This is a genomic window from Prescottella equi (assembly GCF_002094305.1).
Lineage (GTDB): Bacteria > Actinomycetota > Actinomycetes > Mycobacteriales > Mycobacteriaceae > Prescottella > Prescottella equi.
In genome coordinates, this window is the sequence record NZ_LWTX01000004.1 from 345,510 (window position 1) to 359,371 (window position 13,862).

Annotated in this window: 10 protein-coding genes; 7 read left to right on the forward strand and 3 right to left on the reverse strand. The window is 68.2% G+C overall.

What is annotated here, in order from left to right; translation table 11 throughout:
* Positions 1-5 precede the first annotated feature (5 nt).
* Positions 6-884, forward strand: coding sequence for a hypothetical protein (locus A6I89_RS13700; RefSeq protein WP_044991039.1), 879 nt, complete (start codon positions 6-8; stop codon positions 882-884).
* 139 nt (positions 885-1,023) lie between these two features.
* A complete protein-coding gene (locus A6I89_RS13705) occupies positions 1,024-3,366 on the forward strand; it encodes a LuxR C-terminal-related transcriptional regulator (RefSeq protein WP_022596085.1) in 2,343 nt (780 codons plus the stop codon).
* Positions 3,367-3,374: 8 nt separating this feature from the next.
* Here A6I89_RS13705 and A6I89_RS13710 read toward each other — a convergent pair whose 3' ends face one another.
* Positions 3,375-4,424 carry a lipoate-protein ligase LplAB gene (locus tag A6I89_RS13710; RefSeq protein WP_022596087.1) on the reverse strand — a complete coding sequence of 350 codons (1,050 nt, stop codon included), beginning with the start codon at positions 4,422-4,424 and terminating at the stop codon, positions 3,375-3,377.
* A gap of 107 nt (positions 4,425-4,531) precedes the next feature.
* Between A6I89_RS13710 and A6I89_RS13715 the strand changes: the two genes are divergently transcribed.
* Both A6I89_RS13715 and A6I89_RS13720 read left to right on the forward strand, forming a co-directional pair.
* Positions 4,532-5,002 carry a hypothetical protein gene (locus A6I89_RS13715; protein ID WP_022596089.1) on the forward strand — a complete coding sequence of 157 codons (471 nt, stop codon included), beginning with the start codon at positions 4,532-4,534 and terminating at the stop codon, positions 5,000-5,002.
* Between the two features lie 271 nt (positions 5,003-5,273).
* A complete protein-coding gene (locus A6I89_RS13720; protein ID WP_022596092.1) occupies positions 5,274-7,064 on the forward strand; it encodes a GmrSD restriction endonuclease domain-containing protein in 1,791 nt (596 codons plus the stop codon).
* Positions 7,065-7,257: 193 nt separating this feature from the next.
* On the opposite strand, the gene A6I89_RS13725 is transcribed toward A6I89_RS13720, so the two are convergent.
* Both A6I89_RS13725 and A6I89_RS13730 read right to left on the reverse strand, forming a co-directional pair.
* Entirely contained in the window at positions 7,258-7,614 is a 357-nt protein-coding gene (locus A6I89_RS13725; protein ID WP_022596094.1) for a VOC family protein, read from the reverse strand.
* A 136-nt stretch (positions 7,615-7,750) separates the two neighbouring features.
* Positions 7,751-8,158 (reverse strand): YjbQ family protein, encoded by a 408-nt coding sequence (locus tag A6I89_RS13730; RefSeq protein WP_022596096.1) that lies wholly within the window; start codon positions 8,156-8,158, stop codon positions 7,751-7,753.
* Positions 8,159-8,569: 411 nt separating this feature from the next.
* Here A6I89_RS13730 and A6I89_RS13735 point away from each other — a divergent pair, with 411 nt between their 5' ends.
* From A6I89_RS13735 to A6I89_RS13745, 3 genes are all read left to right on the forward strand, one after another.
* Positions 8,570-10,753, forward strand: coding sequence for a malate synthase G (locus tag A6I89_RS13735; protein ID WP_022596098.1), 2,184 nt, complete (start codon positions 8,570-8,572; stop codon positions 10,751-10,753).
* A gap of 147 nt (positions 10,754-10,900) precedes the next feature.
* Positions 10,901-12,646, forward strand: coding sequence for a substrate-binding domain-containing protein (locus A6I89_RS13740; protein ID WP_022596100.1), 1,746 nt, complete (start codon positions 10,901-10,903; stop codon positions 12,644-12,646).
* 2 nt (positions 12,647-12,648) lie between these two features.
* A complete protein-coding gene (locus A6I89_RS13745) occupies positions 12,649-13,797 on the forward strand; it encodes a metallophosphoesterase (RefSeq protein ID WP_022596102.1) in 1,149 nt (382 codons plus the stop codon).
* Positions 13,798-13,862: the final 65 nt, after the last annotated feature.

Below are 13,862 nucleotides of genomic sequence, written 5' to 3' on the forward strand. Positions count from 1 at the left end.
GAGTAGTGAGTTCGGCAGTTCTGCCGGAAGAGGTGTGGACTGCCCGGCGGGACCGCCACCGAGAGGTGGTGGCGGATCTCGTCGGGCCGCACCTGCAGCGCAAGGCCGCGGGCGTCAAGCATCCCGTGCACGACTTCCTGTTCACCTACTACAGCGTCAAACCGAACCAACTGCGCCGCTGGCATCCCGGGTACGGCACCGCCCTCGCCGGGCCGTCGGCGCGCGACTACCTCATCTACGCCGGCTACGAAACCGCCGACGATCTGGTGGCCCTGTCCCCCGACGTCCTGGCACGGCGTCGCGAGACGGTCGAATTCGTCGCCGAGCTGCTGTCCGCCACCGCCGCCCGGCGCCCCCAGCTGAGCTGCTTCGGTCTGCACGAGTGGGCGATGGTGTACCGCGGCGGCGAGGAAGCGGTGCGGCACGCGCAGGTCCCGCTGCGACTGGGGCACGCCGGCACCGACGAAGTGGTCGAGTCGATGCAACTGCGCTGCACGCACTTCGACGCGTTCCGCTTCTTCACCCCCGACGCGGTCCCCCGCAACGAGGCAGCGCTCACGCGGGACACGCAGGTCGCCCGGGAACAGCCCGGCTGCCTGCACGCGGGCATGGACCTGTACAAGTGGGCGACCAAGCTCGGGCCGCTCGTCGAATCCGAACTCGTCATCGACTGTTTCCGTTTGGCAACGGACGCGCGGGAGTTGGACATGAAGGCCAGCCCCTACGACCTGACCGAGTACGGGTACGAACCCGTCCGCATCGAGACCCCCCAGGGGCGCGCCGACTACGTCCGCGAGCAGGTGTCGCTGGCGGAACGGGCCGCGCGACTGCGGACGCACCTGGTCGAACGGTGCCGGGCACTGCTGGTCACGGCGCACAGTTAGCCATATCCAGCCGTCACGGCCGATGCCGCAGCAGCGCATCGCCGACTACACCGGCACCGGCCGGTTCGTGCGCGGCGCCTCCACCCGGCCCGGCGAGTAGTCTCGGTTGTGTTGATCTGACGGAAACGTAGGTGGCGGAATGGCCGACGTCGACACCCTCGGGCCCCACCAGGCGTCCGGTCCGTCGCCCGGTCACGGCCGACTCCCGGCCGATCTCACCAGTTTCGTCGGTCGCCGCCACGAACTCACTGCGGTTCGTGGCGCGCTCACCGAATGCCGTCTCGTGACGCTCACCGGCATCGGCGGTGTCGGCAAGACCAGGCTCGCTCTGCGCGTCGCGACCTCGGTCCGGCGGAACTTCCCCGACGGCGTGTGGCTCATCGAACTCGCCGATGTCCACGACCCGGACTTCGTCGTCGACGTCGTCGCCACCACGCTGGGGGTGCGCGACTACACCGGCCGCCCACCCCGGGATTCGCTCGTCGAAGCCATGGCCGAGGGGGCCAGGCTCCTCGTTCTCGACAATTGCGAACAGGTCGTCGACGCGGTCGCGGAGCTGGTCCAGACGTTGCTGGAGCGGTGCGCCGGCCTGCATGTCCTCACCACGAGCCGGGAACTGCTCGGACTCGGCTGCGAGACCGTCATTCCGGTGTCCCCGCTGACCACGCCGAGCCGGGACCGGAGCCAACCGGTGATCAAGGTGTCCCGGTTCGACGCCGTCGCCCTGTTCGCCGAACGGGCCGCCTCCGCGGTGCCGGGGTTCGCACTGACGGACGACAACACCGCGACGATCGCCAAGATCTGCGCCCGGCTCGACGGGTTGCCGCTGGCAATCGAACTGGCTGCGGCCCGCACCCGCGCCCTGTCACCCGAGCAGATCCTGCAGCGCCTGATCGAGCGTCGCGGCCTGCTGACGTGGAGCAGTCGAGGTGTGCCGCCCCGACAGCAGACGCTGAAGTGGAGCATCGGGTGGAGCTACGACCTGTGCACCCCCGAGGAACAGCAGCTGTGGCGCCGGCTGTCGCTGTTCACCGGGAGCTTCGACATCGACGACGTCGAGCACATCTGCGGGGAGGACTGTGCCGGCGACCTGCTCGACATCCTGGCGTCGTTGGTGGACAAGTCGATCATCGTCCGCGAGGACGCCCGCGGCCGGGCTCGCTACCGGATGCTCGACACGGTCCGTGGTTTCGGCCGCGAACAGCTGGACGAGACCGCGGGCGATGTGAATCTGCGGTTGCGGTTCCGCGACTGGTACACCCGGATGGCGCTGGACGCGGAGGCCGACTGGATCAGTCCCCGGCAGCTCGACTGGAGCGATCGGCTTCGCGGGGAACTGCCGAACCTGCGGGAGGCATTCGACTTCGCGATCGCCGAGAACGACGGAAGCGCGCTGCCCCTCGCGGCCGCCCTCTACCCGTTCTGGATCGCACGCGGCCTGTTCGCCGAGGGCCGGCGCTGGCTCCATCGCGCACTCGACCAAACCCACCGGCAACCGACCACCCTCCAGGCCAAATCGCTCTTCGCGGCCGCGATCCTGGCCGCCTTCCAAGGTGACCTCACGGTCGCCGCTGCCCGAGCCGAGGACGCGCTTGCACTGGAGTCGCCGGCGGCGGACCCGATCGCCCGCGCCTACGTCGCGATGGCCGCCGGGATCACAGCCTTCTGCAGCGGCGACCTCGAACAGGCTCGGGTACGCCTGCGGTTCGCGGCGGACACCCCCGGCGTCGACGCGTATCCGCAACTCCAGCTCGAGGCGCTCAGTCTGCTCGGCTGGGCCCACGTCGGTGACCACACCTCGCAGGCTCTGACCTTCCAGGGCCGCGCTCTCGCCATCGCGCAGGGCCACGGCGAATACATTCATCGCGGCTATTCACTGTGGGCCAACGGAGTCGACACCTGGCGCTCGGGCGATCGCGAGCACGCAACCGAACTTCTCGAAGCGGGACTGCGCCTGACCCGGCAGACTCGCGATCCACTGATGGTCTTCACGTGCCTGCAGGCGCTGGCCTGGCTCGACGCGGAGAACGGTCAGGTGCGACGCGCGGCCGTCGTCATGGGAGCGGCCGACGCCCACCGCCGGCTCGTCGGTAGCAACCCGGTCTTCTTCCCCAATCTGCTCGTTCACCAGAACACCTACGAAGAGACGGTCCGCGAGGCGCTGGACGCGAAGACGCTCGACGCCGCGCACCGTGAGGGTGCATCGATGACCACCGCGGACGCGATCGCGTACACGCTCGGTGAACAGTCCCGCGAGCCGATGCCGGACACGCCCGGTCAGGAGCGGACGGTGCTGACCAAGCGGGAGCACGAGGTTGCCGAACTCGTCGCGGAAGGCCTGACCAACAAGGAGATCGCACAGAGGCTCACGATCTCGCGCCGCACCGTCGACGGCCACGTCGACCACATCCTGACGAAGCTGGGCTTCACCTCACGCGTGCAGGTCGCCAGCTGGATCACAGAGTCGGCGCCGACGGACTGACACCCCGGTCACGGCACCCGATACGTCCACTCCGGGTTGGCGAACTTGGTGTCGACCAGTTGCTGCGCGGCCGCCAACTCGGCGTCGGTGTAAGCGCTGGTAGTCGTGTCGTAGCGGGCGCGGAAGTGCGCGAGGAAGGCGGCGATGATCGCATCGCGCGCCATCCCGGTCTGCGAGCGCATCGGGTCGACCCGTTTGCCGGAGCTGGTGATGCCCTTGTCGGATATCTTCTCCCGGCCGATGCGCAACACGTCGGTCATCTTGTCGGCGTCGATGTCGTAGGCCATGGTCACGTGGTGGACGACCGCACCGGCCGCGAAGCGTTTCTGCGCGGCGCCACCGATCTTGCCCTGTTCGGATGCGATGTCGTTGAGCGGGACGTACCGGGCCTTGATGCCGACGTCGGCGAGCGCGCCCATCACCCACTGGTCGAGGAACTCGTACGAGCGTTCGAAACTCAGCCCGTCGACCAGGGACGTGGGCACCGACAGCGAGTAGGTGATGCAGTTGCCCGGTTCCATGAACATCGCCCCGCCGCCGGAGATGCGTCGCACGATGCCGATACCGTGCCGGGCCGCGGCCTCCTCGTCGACCTCGTTGCGCACCGACTGGAACGAGCCGAGCACCACCAGCGGAGAATCCCAGTCCCAGAATCGCAGCGTCGGGCGGCGCTCACCGGTGGCCACCTCCCGGGTGATCACCTCGTCGAGCGCGACGTGCATCGCCGGGTCCAGCACCACCGGTTCGATGACGTCGAAGGTGTGGTCGTGCCAGCTGGTCGCGTGGCCGAGCGCTCGGCGGATCGCGATACCGACCGATTCGGGGGTGAATCCGATCAGAGCCACGTCGTCGCCGATCTTCTCGGCGATCGCCTGGCCGATTCGGGTGGCGTCGGCGGTGGTCGGCAGCCCGGTGACCGCGGCGACGATGTCCTCGAGTGCGTCGTCCGGCTCGAGGAAGAAGTCGCCGGACAGCGCCACCCGGGACAGCTGCCCGTCCTCCACATCGACGTCGACGATCACGAGCTTGCCACCGGGAACCTTGTATTCACCACGCACGAAAAGAAGCGTATCGGTGAGTGCGACAGCACGGTGATGCGGCAGCCGGGGACCCCTACTGTGGGAGCGCCCACGAAGGCACGAGCTCACGGAACGAGAGGAAGTCGATGACCGGTACGACGAACCAGGAAGCGGCCGTCGAGCTGCAGGCGACGATGTTCGACCTGCTGGGCCGCATGGCCGCACTCGAGCGGGACGTGTTCCGCACCGTCGGCGCGAGCGACGCCGAGTTCGCCGCCGCCCACCGCGCCGTGGTCGACTTCGCCGAGTTCACCCTGCGCCCGTGGCACCGGGCCACCGAGGAGTCGCTGTACCCGGCGGCCGCGCCGGTGGTCCGCGCGCAGCTGCTGGTCGAGGGACTGCTGGGCGAGTGGCAGACGGTGGAGCAGGCGTACTCGCGGCTGTCGTGCCCGAGCACCGACCGGGTGCGGGTGACCGCTGACATCTCTGCGCTGCGGGTGCTGCTGGTCGTCATGCTGGGCAAGTGCATGGACCTGCTGGTGCCGGCGCTCGCCGACGACGGCGTGCCGCTGGCCGATGCGGCGCAACGACTCGCGGCGGCTGTCGCGCACGGATAGCCGCCTCAGATCCTCTCGACCGGAACAAGCTCTCCTGCAGATCGACTCACGGATGGCGTCCGGTCGACACTTCGGCGCCGCCGGCGCATGTCAGGAGCCGACTCCCTGCGGCGACCTCGGCCTCGACACGTCCGAGGGCTTTCGTCCCGACGTTCCGCCGGGACGGAACCGTCAGCACAGTTCGAGGGGTAGGTGCGATGGCAGCGACAACGCGATTGTCGGGTGACCGCCGGAGGCCTGCAAGATGTGCACATCCGGCAGAATCACGAACGTGACCAAGTACAAGGTGATGCAGTCCGCCGTCTCTCAACTTCTCGAGGACGTCCGCCGCGACCACATTGCCATTCCTGAACTGCAGCGACCGTTCGTGTGGGACAGCGTGAAGGTTCGCGACCTCCTGGACTCTCTCTACAAGGGCTATCCGGTCGGCTACTTGATCACGTGGCAGTCCGTGGGCGCGAACCTCAAAGGGGGACAGGTTGCCGCGCACCAGCAGATCCTCATCGACGGTCAGCAGCGCGTCACCGCCTTGCGTGCCGCGGTGGCCGGACTCCCCGTCGTCGACAAGCAGTACAAGCCTGTCCGGATCCGCATCGCGTTCAACCCCGTCAAGGAAGAGTTCGCGACCCTCACGCCGGTGATCGACAGGAATCCACAGTGGATCTCCGATGTCAGCGAACTATTCACCGCCACATCCACGTTCGGGTTCGTCAAGAACTACCTCGAAGCGAATCCCGATGTCGATGTCAGCACAGTCGAGTCCGCCATCTCGGCTCTCGAAGCGATCAAGACTGCACAGATCGGCATCATCTCCCTCAACGACGATCTCGACGTCGAGACGGTGTCAGAGATCTTCATCCGCATCAACTCCAAGGGTGTCCCGCTGAGCAGCGCGGACTTCGCGATGAGCAAGATCGCCACCTACGGGGAGCGTGGCCGCAACATTCGCAAGCTGATCGACTACTTCTGTCACCTCGCCGTGGCCCCGCATGCCTTCGACGACATCGAGAACAACGACGTCGAGTTCGCGTCGTCGCCGTATCTGAAAGCGATCCGGTGGTTGAAGGATGATTCCGAGGACCTGTACGACCCGTCGTACGGCGACCTGATTCGTGTGGCAGGACTCGTCGGATTCAGCCGGGGCAAGGCGTCGTCGATCGTCAGCGAGCTATCTGGACGCGACCCGGAGACGCGCAAAGTGGACGAGGCCCGAATTCCGGCTGCCTATGACGTCCTCGAGTCCGCGCTCCTCGAAATCGTGAAGAAGTACCACTTCGAAAACTTTGTGATGACGATCAAGTCGGCCGGTTTCATCACGCCACGGATGATCGGGTCGAAGAACGCCCTGAACTTCGCGTACGCGTTGTACCTGCGACTGCGCGCCGACGAGTCACTGTCCGAGGGTGAACGCAAACGCATCGTCCGCCGCTGGTTCGTGATGTCAATGCTCACGGGACGACATTCGGGCAGTTTTGAGTCCCGGTGGGAGCAGGACATCCGCCGCATCGACGCACTCGGGCCGGCCGCCTACTTGAAGCAGATCGAAGAATCCGAGCTGACGGATGGATTCTGGGAGGTGGCTCTTCCCGGCAACCTCGAGACGACCAGCACTGCCAGCCCCTACTTTCAAACGTTCCTCGCGGCACAGGTATCAACCGGAGCCCGCGGCTTCCTGTCCAAGAGCATCACCGTCGCCGCGATGCACGAGCAGTCCGGCGACATCCACCACGTGGTACCGAAGGACTACCTGCAGAAGAACGGGTATGCGGACAGGGCCACCTACAACCAGGTTGCCAACCTGGCACTGACCGAGACCTCGATCAACATCAGCATCAGCAACAAACCTCCAACCCGCTACATGGCGGAGGTCCGGGAGCAGATCGCCTCGAACGACCTGACGCTGGGCGAGCTGATCGACGCAGACGATCTGGCGAAGAATCTCCGAGAGAACGCGATTCCCGCCGACATCGCGACGGTCACGGCCGCTTCGTACCCCGAGTTCCTCGCGTCCCGGCGAGCGTTGATGGCCGAGACCATCCGGTTGTACTTCGATCGGTTGTGACGGTCCGATGACTGCAGGTACCGCGAACAACGCGGCGTGGAGGTTGTTCTCGCCCTTCACGATCCCCGAGATGTCGCCGCAACCTAGTTCCTGCAGGCACGCCTGGTTGGCGCCCGGCCGCGCCGGTGCCGGATTCTCGATGAGCTCGGCGGCCCGCAGCGTCATACGCTGCGGGCCCTCCGCCGCCGGCCGACTACTTCCGGGCGAGCGGGCTGTAGAAGACCAGCCCGTTGCCCTGGTTGTCGTAGACGACGGCGCGCCGCTCGTGCGCGTCGTCGTACGGGCCCTTCACGATGGCCCCGCCGCCGTCCTCGATCGCCTTCGCCGCGGAGTCGACGTCGGCGGTCTTGATGCCGACGACGACCTTCCCGGGGATCGGGTGGTCCACCGAGGTCGCGAGCGCGATCGTCACCGATTCCCCGTCGAGCGCGGCGAAGTGCGCGCCGTCGCGGAACTTGAGGGTCATCCCGAGGGTCTCGGTGTAGAACCGGATCGACTCGTCCAGGTTCTCGGTCGACAGCATGATCATCTTGGCGTCGTAGTCGCTCACGGATACCTCCTGTGGTTGATCAACTTTCAATCGACACGAAACGGCACATGCCGGACAGGGTCAACTTCGGTGCGAGAAAAGGGACCTTCGACCCCACCCGTCCGCGCCGATGCCAGCCGCGATCGTCCGGCGATGATCACCCCGGCAAGAAGCTGAAGCGCACCCGGCGAATGCGGTTGTCGATGTTGGTGTCGACGAGGCAGACCGACTGCCAGGTGCCGGTGGCCAGGGCGCCGTCGAGCACCGGAACCGACACGAACGGCGGAATGAAAGCCGGTAGCACGTGGTCGCGGCCGTGGCCGTGGCTGCCGTGCCGGTGCCGCCAGCGGTCGTCGCGGGGCAACAGCAGGTCGATCGCGGCGAGCAGGTCATCATCGCTACCGGCTCCGGTCTCGATGACGGCGAGACCGGCGGTGGCGTGCGGCACCCAGACGTGCAATAGGCCGTCACCGGCGGCGGCGTCGAGGAATTGCTCGATGTCCCGGGTCAGGTCGTAGACCACTGGCCTGTCGCCCGTGCGGACCTCGATCTCGGTGCTGAACATGCCCACGACAGTAACCGCCTCAGTTCCAACAGTTCGGACGCCGAGTTCGTCACCTCGTAGTCGGTGTACGGATCGAAATCGGGATGCACAACCCCAAGCCCCGCCGCACACCACCGACTACCGACCGGTACCATTCACGCACGATCGGCCAACTCGCCTTTCGTGATCGATCCCGCCTCCCGACGAGCACCTTCTCGTCGCCCGCGGGCGGCGCCCACCTCACGCGCCTCAGCTGTGCAGCCCCGTTCTGCCGCTGTTTTCGTCGATACCCGGACAGCCGTACCGAAACCGATCTCCCTCGCGAAGCTACTCCCGGGTAACATCAATGTCGTCCCGTTCGGCGTCCCCGCATTTCCCAGGGAACTGTCCCTGCCCGAGGCGCCGCAGGTACCGGAAAAGTGAGGCAGTTCAATGACTGAACGCGTGCAGGTCGGTGGTCTTCAGGTCGCCAAGGTTCTCTACGACTTCGTGAACGATGAGGCTCTTCCGGGCACCGGCGTTTCCGCCGAGGCGTTCTGGGAGGGTGCGGGCAAGGTGTTCGCCGACCTGGCCCCCAAGAACAAGGCACTGCTCGCCAAGCGCGACGACCTGCAGGCGCAGATCGACGCGTGGCATCGCGAGCGGGCGGGCAAGCCGCTCGACGCCGCCGAGTACAAGGCGTTCCTGCAGGAGATCGGCTACCTGCTGCCCGAGCCCGAGCCGTTCCAGGTCGCGACCGAGAACGTCGACGCCGAGATCGCCACGACCGCCGGCCCGCAGCTTGTCGTCCCGGTCCTCAATGCCCGCTTCGCCCTGAACGCGTCCAACGCCCGCTGGGGTTCGCTGTACGACGCGCTCTACGGCACCGACGCGATCTCCGAGGACGGTGGCGCGGAGAAGGGTAAGGGCTACAACAAGGTGCGCGGCGACAAGGTCATCGCGTGGGCCCGCAATTTCCTGGACACGGCGGCACCCCTGGCGAAGGGCTCGCACACCGAGGCCACCCGCTACTTCGTGGTCGACGGCAAGCTGGCCGTCGAACTGGGCGGCGAGGTCGTGACGACTCTGGCCGAGCCGGAGAAGTTCGTCGGCTACCTCGGCGACGGTGACCACCCCACCTCGGTGCTGCTGCGCAACAACGGCCTGCACGTCGAGATCGAGATCGACCCGACGTCCCCGATCGGCAAGACCGACGGTGCCGGCGTCAAGGACGTCGTGCTCGAGTCGGCGATCACCACGATCATGGACTTCGAGGACTCGGTGGCCGCGGTCGACGCCGACGACAAGGTCGTCGGGTACCGGAACTGGCTGGGGCTCAACCGCGGCGACCTGTCGGAGTCGTTCGACAAGGGCGGCAAGACCGTCACCCGCACGCTCAACGGCGACCGCACCTACACCACGCCGGACGGTGAGGAGCTGACCCTGCACGGGCGCTCGCTGCTGTTCGTCCGCAACGTCGGACACCTGATGACGAACCCGGCGATCCTCGACGCCGACGGCAACGAACTGCCCGAGGGCATCCTCGACGCGCTGATCACCAGCGCGTGCGCGATCCACGGCCTGAGCATCGACGACGACCACGGCCCGCTGAACAACTCGCGCACCGGCTCGATCTACATCGTCAAGCCCAAGCAGCACGGCCCCGAGGAGGTGGCCTTCACCACCGAGCTGTTCGGCCGCGTCGAAGAGGTCCTGGGTCTGCCGGCGAACACCCTCAAGGTCGGCATCATGGACGAGGAGCGGCGCACCACCGTCAACCTCGCGGCCTGCATCAAGGAAGCGGACCAGCGGGTGGTGTTCATCAACACCGGCTTCCTCGACCGCACCGGAGACGAGATCCACACCTCGATGGAGGCCGGCGCGATGGTGCGCAAGGCCGACATGAAGAAGCAGACGTGGATCGCCGCGTACGAGGACTGGAACGTCGACACCGGCCTCGCGACCGGTCTGCAGGGCAAGGCTCAGATCGGTAAGGGCATGTGGGCCATGACCGATCTGATGGCCGACATGCTCGAGCAGAAGATCGGTCACCCCCGCTCCGGCGCCAACACCGCGTGGGTGCCGTCGCCGACCGGCGCGACACTGCACGCCACGCACTACCACCAGGTGGACGTGTTCGCGGTCCAGGACCAGCTGAAGGGCAAGCCCCGCGCGACGGTCGACGAGATCCTCACGATCCCGCTCGCCCCGTCCACCGACTGGTCCGACGCCGAGAAGCAGCAGGAACTCGACAACAACTGCCAGTCGATCCTCGGCTACGTGGTGCGCTGGATCGACGCCGGCGTCGGCTGCTCCAAGGTGCCCGACATCCACGACGTCGCACTCATGGAGGACCGGGCGACGCTGCGCATCTCGAGCCAGCTGCTGGCCAACTGGCTGCGGCACGGCATCGTCACCGAGGCCGACGTCGTCGCGAGCCTCGAGCGGATGGCGCCGGTCGTCGACCGCCAGAACGAGGGCGACGCGTCGTACCGTCCGATGGCCCCGGACTTCGACTCCAACATCGCCTTCCAGGCGGCCAAGGAACTGATCCTCGAGGGCGGCAAGCAGCCCAGCGGCTACACCGAGCCGATCCTGCACCGCCGTCGTCGCGAGTACAAGGCCGCCAACGCCTGATCCTCGCGCGCGCCGCCCGCGGCCCCGGCACCGTCACAGGTGCCGGGGCCGCGGGCGTTCGAGGTGTCCGTATTCGTCACTAGACTGCGTTCGTCGGGACCGGTCGGGCGCCGGTCCGACGCGGTAGAGAGCAAGGCGGTTTTCCACGTGGGGCAGCATCGCAGTGATCGACGCACCCGCGGCGTCAGCAAGGGACCGGTCATCGCGTTGGTGTCGGTGGTCGTGATCGTGCTCGGCGTCGTCGGCTGGTTCCAGCTCAGGGACCGCGCGAGCAGTCAGGGGACGGCGGCGGCGGGCGCATGCGTCGAGGGCGAGGTCCGACTCGACGTCGCCGCGGACCCGAGCATCGCCGCCCCGGTCCGCGATCTCGCCGCCCGGTTCACCGACACCCTGCCGGTGGTCCGCGACCACTGCGTGTCGGTGACCGTGTACGACGCTCCGACCGCAGCGGTGACCGAGGCACTCGCCGCGGCGCCGGACGGTCCGTGGCAGGAAGATCTCGGTCCGGCTCCGGCGCTGTGGATCCCGGCGAGCGGCACCGCGATCGACCGCCTCGCAGGGGCCGGCTTGGTGGACGGCAGCCCCAAGCCACTTGCCTCGAGTCCGGTGGTCGTCGTCGCGCCCGAGGACCTCGCGGCGGCGCTCACGGCGTCCGGGACCGGGTGGCAGAACCTCCCCGCCCTGCAGAGCGGCAAGGACTCGCTCGACGGGATCGGCCTGCGCGGCTGGGGCGGTCTGAAGCTCGCCCTGCCGGCCGGACCGGATTCCGCCGCCGCGCTCGACGCCGTGGCCGCCGCGACGGCGAACGCCGGAACCGGCCCCCTCGACGAGACACAGGCAGCGTCCCCCCAGGTGGTCGCCGCGGTCGGCGCTCTCGCCAACGGCAGCAAGGCCATCGACGCCGCACCCGCCACCACCGCCGATGCCGTCGAGCTCCTCGCCGGCCGGTCGGATCCCGCGTCCGCCCCGGTCCACGCAGTGCCCGCCACCGAGCAGCAGCTGTACGCCGCCGGCGACGACGCGCGCGGCCTCGTCGCCTACGCACCGGCGGGCGCGACTCCGGTCCTCGACCACCCCGCCACGATCCTCGCCACGCCGTGGGTCGACGAGACGCGCGGCCGTGCAGCCGCACAGTTCGTCGACTTCATGCGGCAGCCGGAATCGGTGCAACAGTTCGTGGACGCGGGGTTCCGCGTCGGGGACCGCACGCCTGCGGCCACCGACCGCACACCGATGCCCGAGCTGGGACAGGTGCTCACCCCCGCCACGGGGGCCGCTGCCACGCGGCTCGCGCAGACGTTCGCGAATCCGGCCGTCCCGCAGGCAACCACGATCCTGCTCGACGTCTCCGGGTCGATGGACTACACCGACGGAGACGGCACCCGGCTGAGCAACACCGTCGACGCGCTGTCCGCTCGGATCGTGGCACTGCCCACATCGTCCGACGTGGGGCTGTGGGTGTACAGCCGCGGCCTCGACGGTGCCAAACCGTACCTGGTGAAGGTGCCGACCGGGCCGCTGTCGGACGGCGACCGCAGGCAGCGGATCGAGGCGGCGCTGCGGTCGCTGCGTCCGGCCACCGCGACGTCGACCTACGCGTCGGTGATTGCGGCGCACGACAGTGCGGTGGACGGGTTCGTCGACGGTCGCCCCAACTCGGTGCTGCTCGTCACCGACGGACCCAACGACGACACCTCGGTCGGAACTCAGAAGCTCATGCAGTCGCTGACCGGCGCGGCACACCCCGTGCGGGTCGACGTCGTCTCGATCGGCGAGAACAGCGATCAGGCGACGCTCCGGTCGATGGCGGACCGCACCGGCGGCACGCTGATCGCCGTACCGTCCACGCAGGGTCCCGCCCTCGGGGACGCGTTCGCGAAGACGCTGTCGTAGCCGTGATCCGCATCGCGATCTTCGGGGCCTTCCTCGCGCTGGTCAGCTACTGGGTGCACCGCCGTCTGGTACGCGCGACCGGGCTGACCGGACGGCCGGCCCGCGCCGTCGACGTCACGCTGATCGTGCTGTGGGTGCTGGCGCTCGTCGGGGTCGGTAGCGGTGAGGTGTTCGACCCGGCCTGGGCGCGGATCCCCGGCTTCGTCGGCTGGGTATGGCTTGCGGCTCTGCTCTACCTCGTGCTCGGGTTGATACTGGTCGGCGCCGGGTCTGGTGTCGCACGCCTCGCCGGACGCCCGCAGCCCACCGACCCGTCCCGCCGCCGGGTGTTGCGCGGTGCCACGGCCGCGGTGACGGTCGCCGCGATCGGTGCCGCGGGCTACGGCGTCGTCGAGGCCCACACTCCCCGGATCCAGCGGGTCCGGGTACCGCTGCGGCGCCTGCCGAGCGAGTTCGCCGGCATGCGCATCGCCCTCGTGACGGACCTGCACGTCGGTCCGTCCCGCGGAATCGGGTTCACGCGCAAGGTCGTCGATCTCGTCAACGCCCAGAAGCCCGAGCTGGTCCTGCTCGGCGGCGACCTCGTCGACGGCACCGTCGCGAAGGTCGGCCGCGACCTGGAGCCGTTGCGGGATCTGCGGGCCCCGCTGGGCGTGTTCGGGGTTAGCGGCAACCACGAGTTCTACGCGGGCGACGGCGGCCGCTGGCTGGATCTGTGGGACACGCTCGGTATCCGCACGCTGCGCAACGAGCGCGTCGAGATCCACCGCGGCGGCGGGGTTATCGACCTGGCCGGCATCCATGACCACACCTCCCCCGCGCCCTACGAACCGAATCTTCCGGCCGCGCTCGCCGGACGCGACCCCGACCGCTTCGTGCTGCTCCTCGCACACCAGCCGAAGCAGGCGGTCGAGGCGTCCGAACTCGGGGTGGACCTGCAACTGTCGGGTCACACACACGGTGGCCAGATGTGGCCGCTGGGGTATCTCGTCCCCCTGCAGCAGCCGTCGGTGACCGGCCTCGACCGGGTGGGCGACACCGTGCTGTACACGACGCGCGGGGCAGGCGCGTGGGGACCGCCCGTTCGGGTCGGTGTGCCACCGGAGATCACCATCCTCGAACTCGCGAGCCGCCCGCAACCGTCCCGCTGACCGGGCGTGCAGTGCGGGCACGGGTGAAGTCGCGGGTGACAAACGACGTGACACGCGCCCACCAC

Excerpts from the sequence above, each read along its gene's own strand:
- A6I89_RS13705 (WP_022596085.1), top strand. The coding sequence starts at position 1,024 with ATGGCCGACGTCGACACCCTCGGGCCCCACCAGGCGTCCGGTCCGTCG.
- A6I89_RS13715 (WP_022596089.1), top strand. The coding sequence starts at position 4,532 with ATGACCGGTACGACGAACCAGGAAGCGGCCGTCGAGCTGCAGGCGACG.
- A6I89_RS13730 (WP_022596096.1), bottom strand. The coding sequence starts at position 8,158 with ATGTTCAGCACCGAGATCGAGGTCCGCACGGGCGACAGGCCAGTGGTC.
- A6I89_RS13735 (WP_022596098.1), top strand. The coding sequence starts at position 8,570 with ATGACTGAACGCGTGCAGGTCGGTGGTCTTCAGGTCGCCAAGGTTCTC.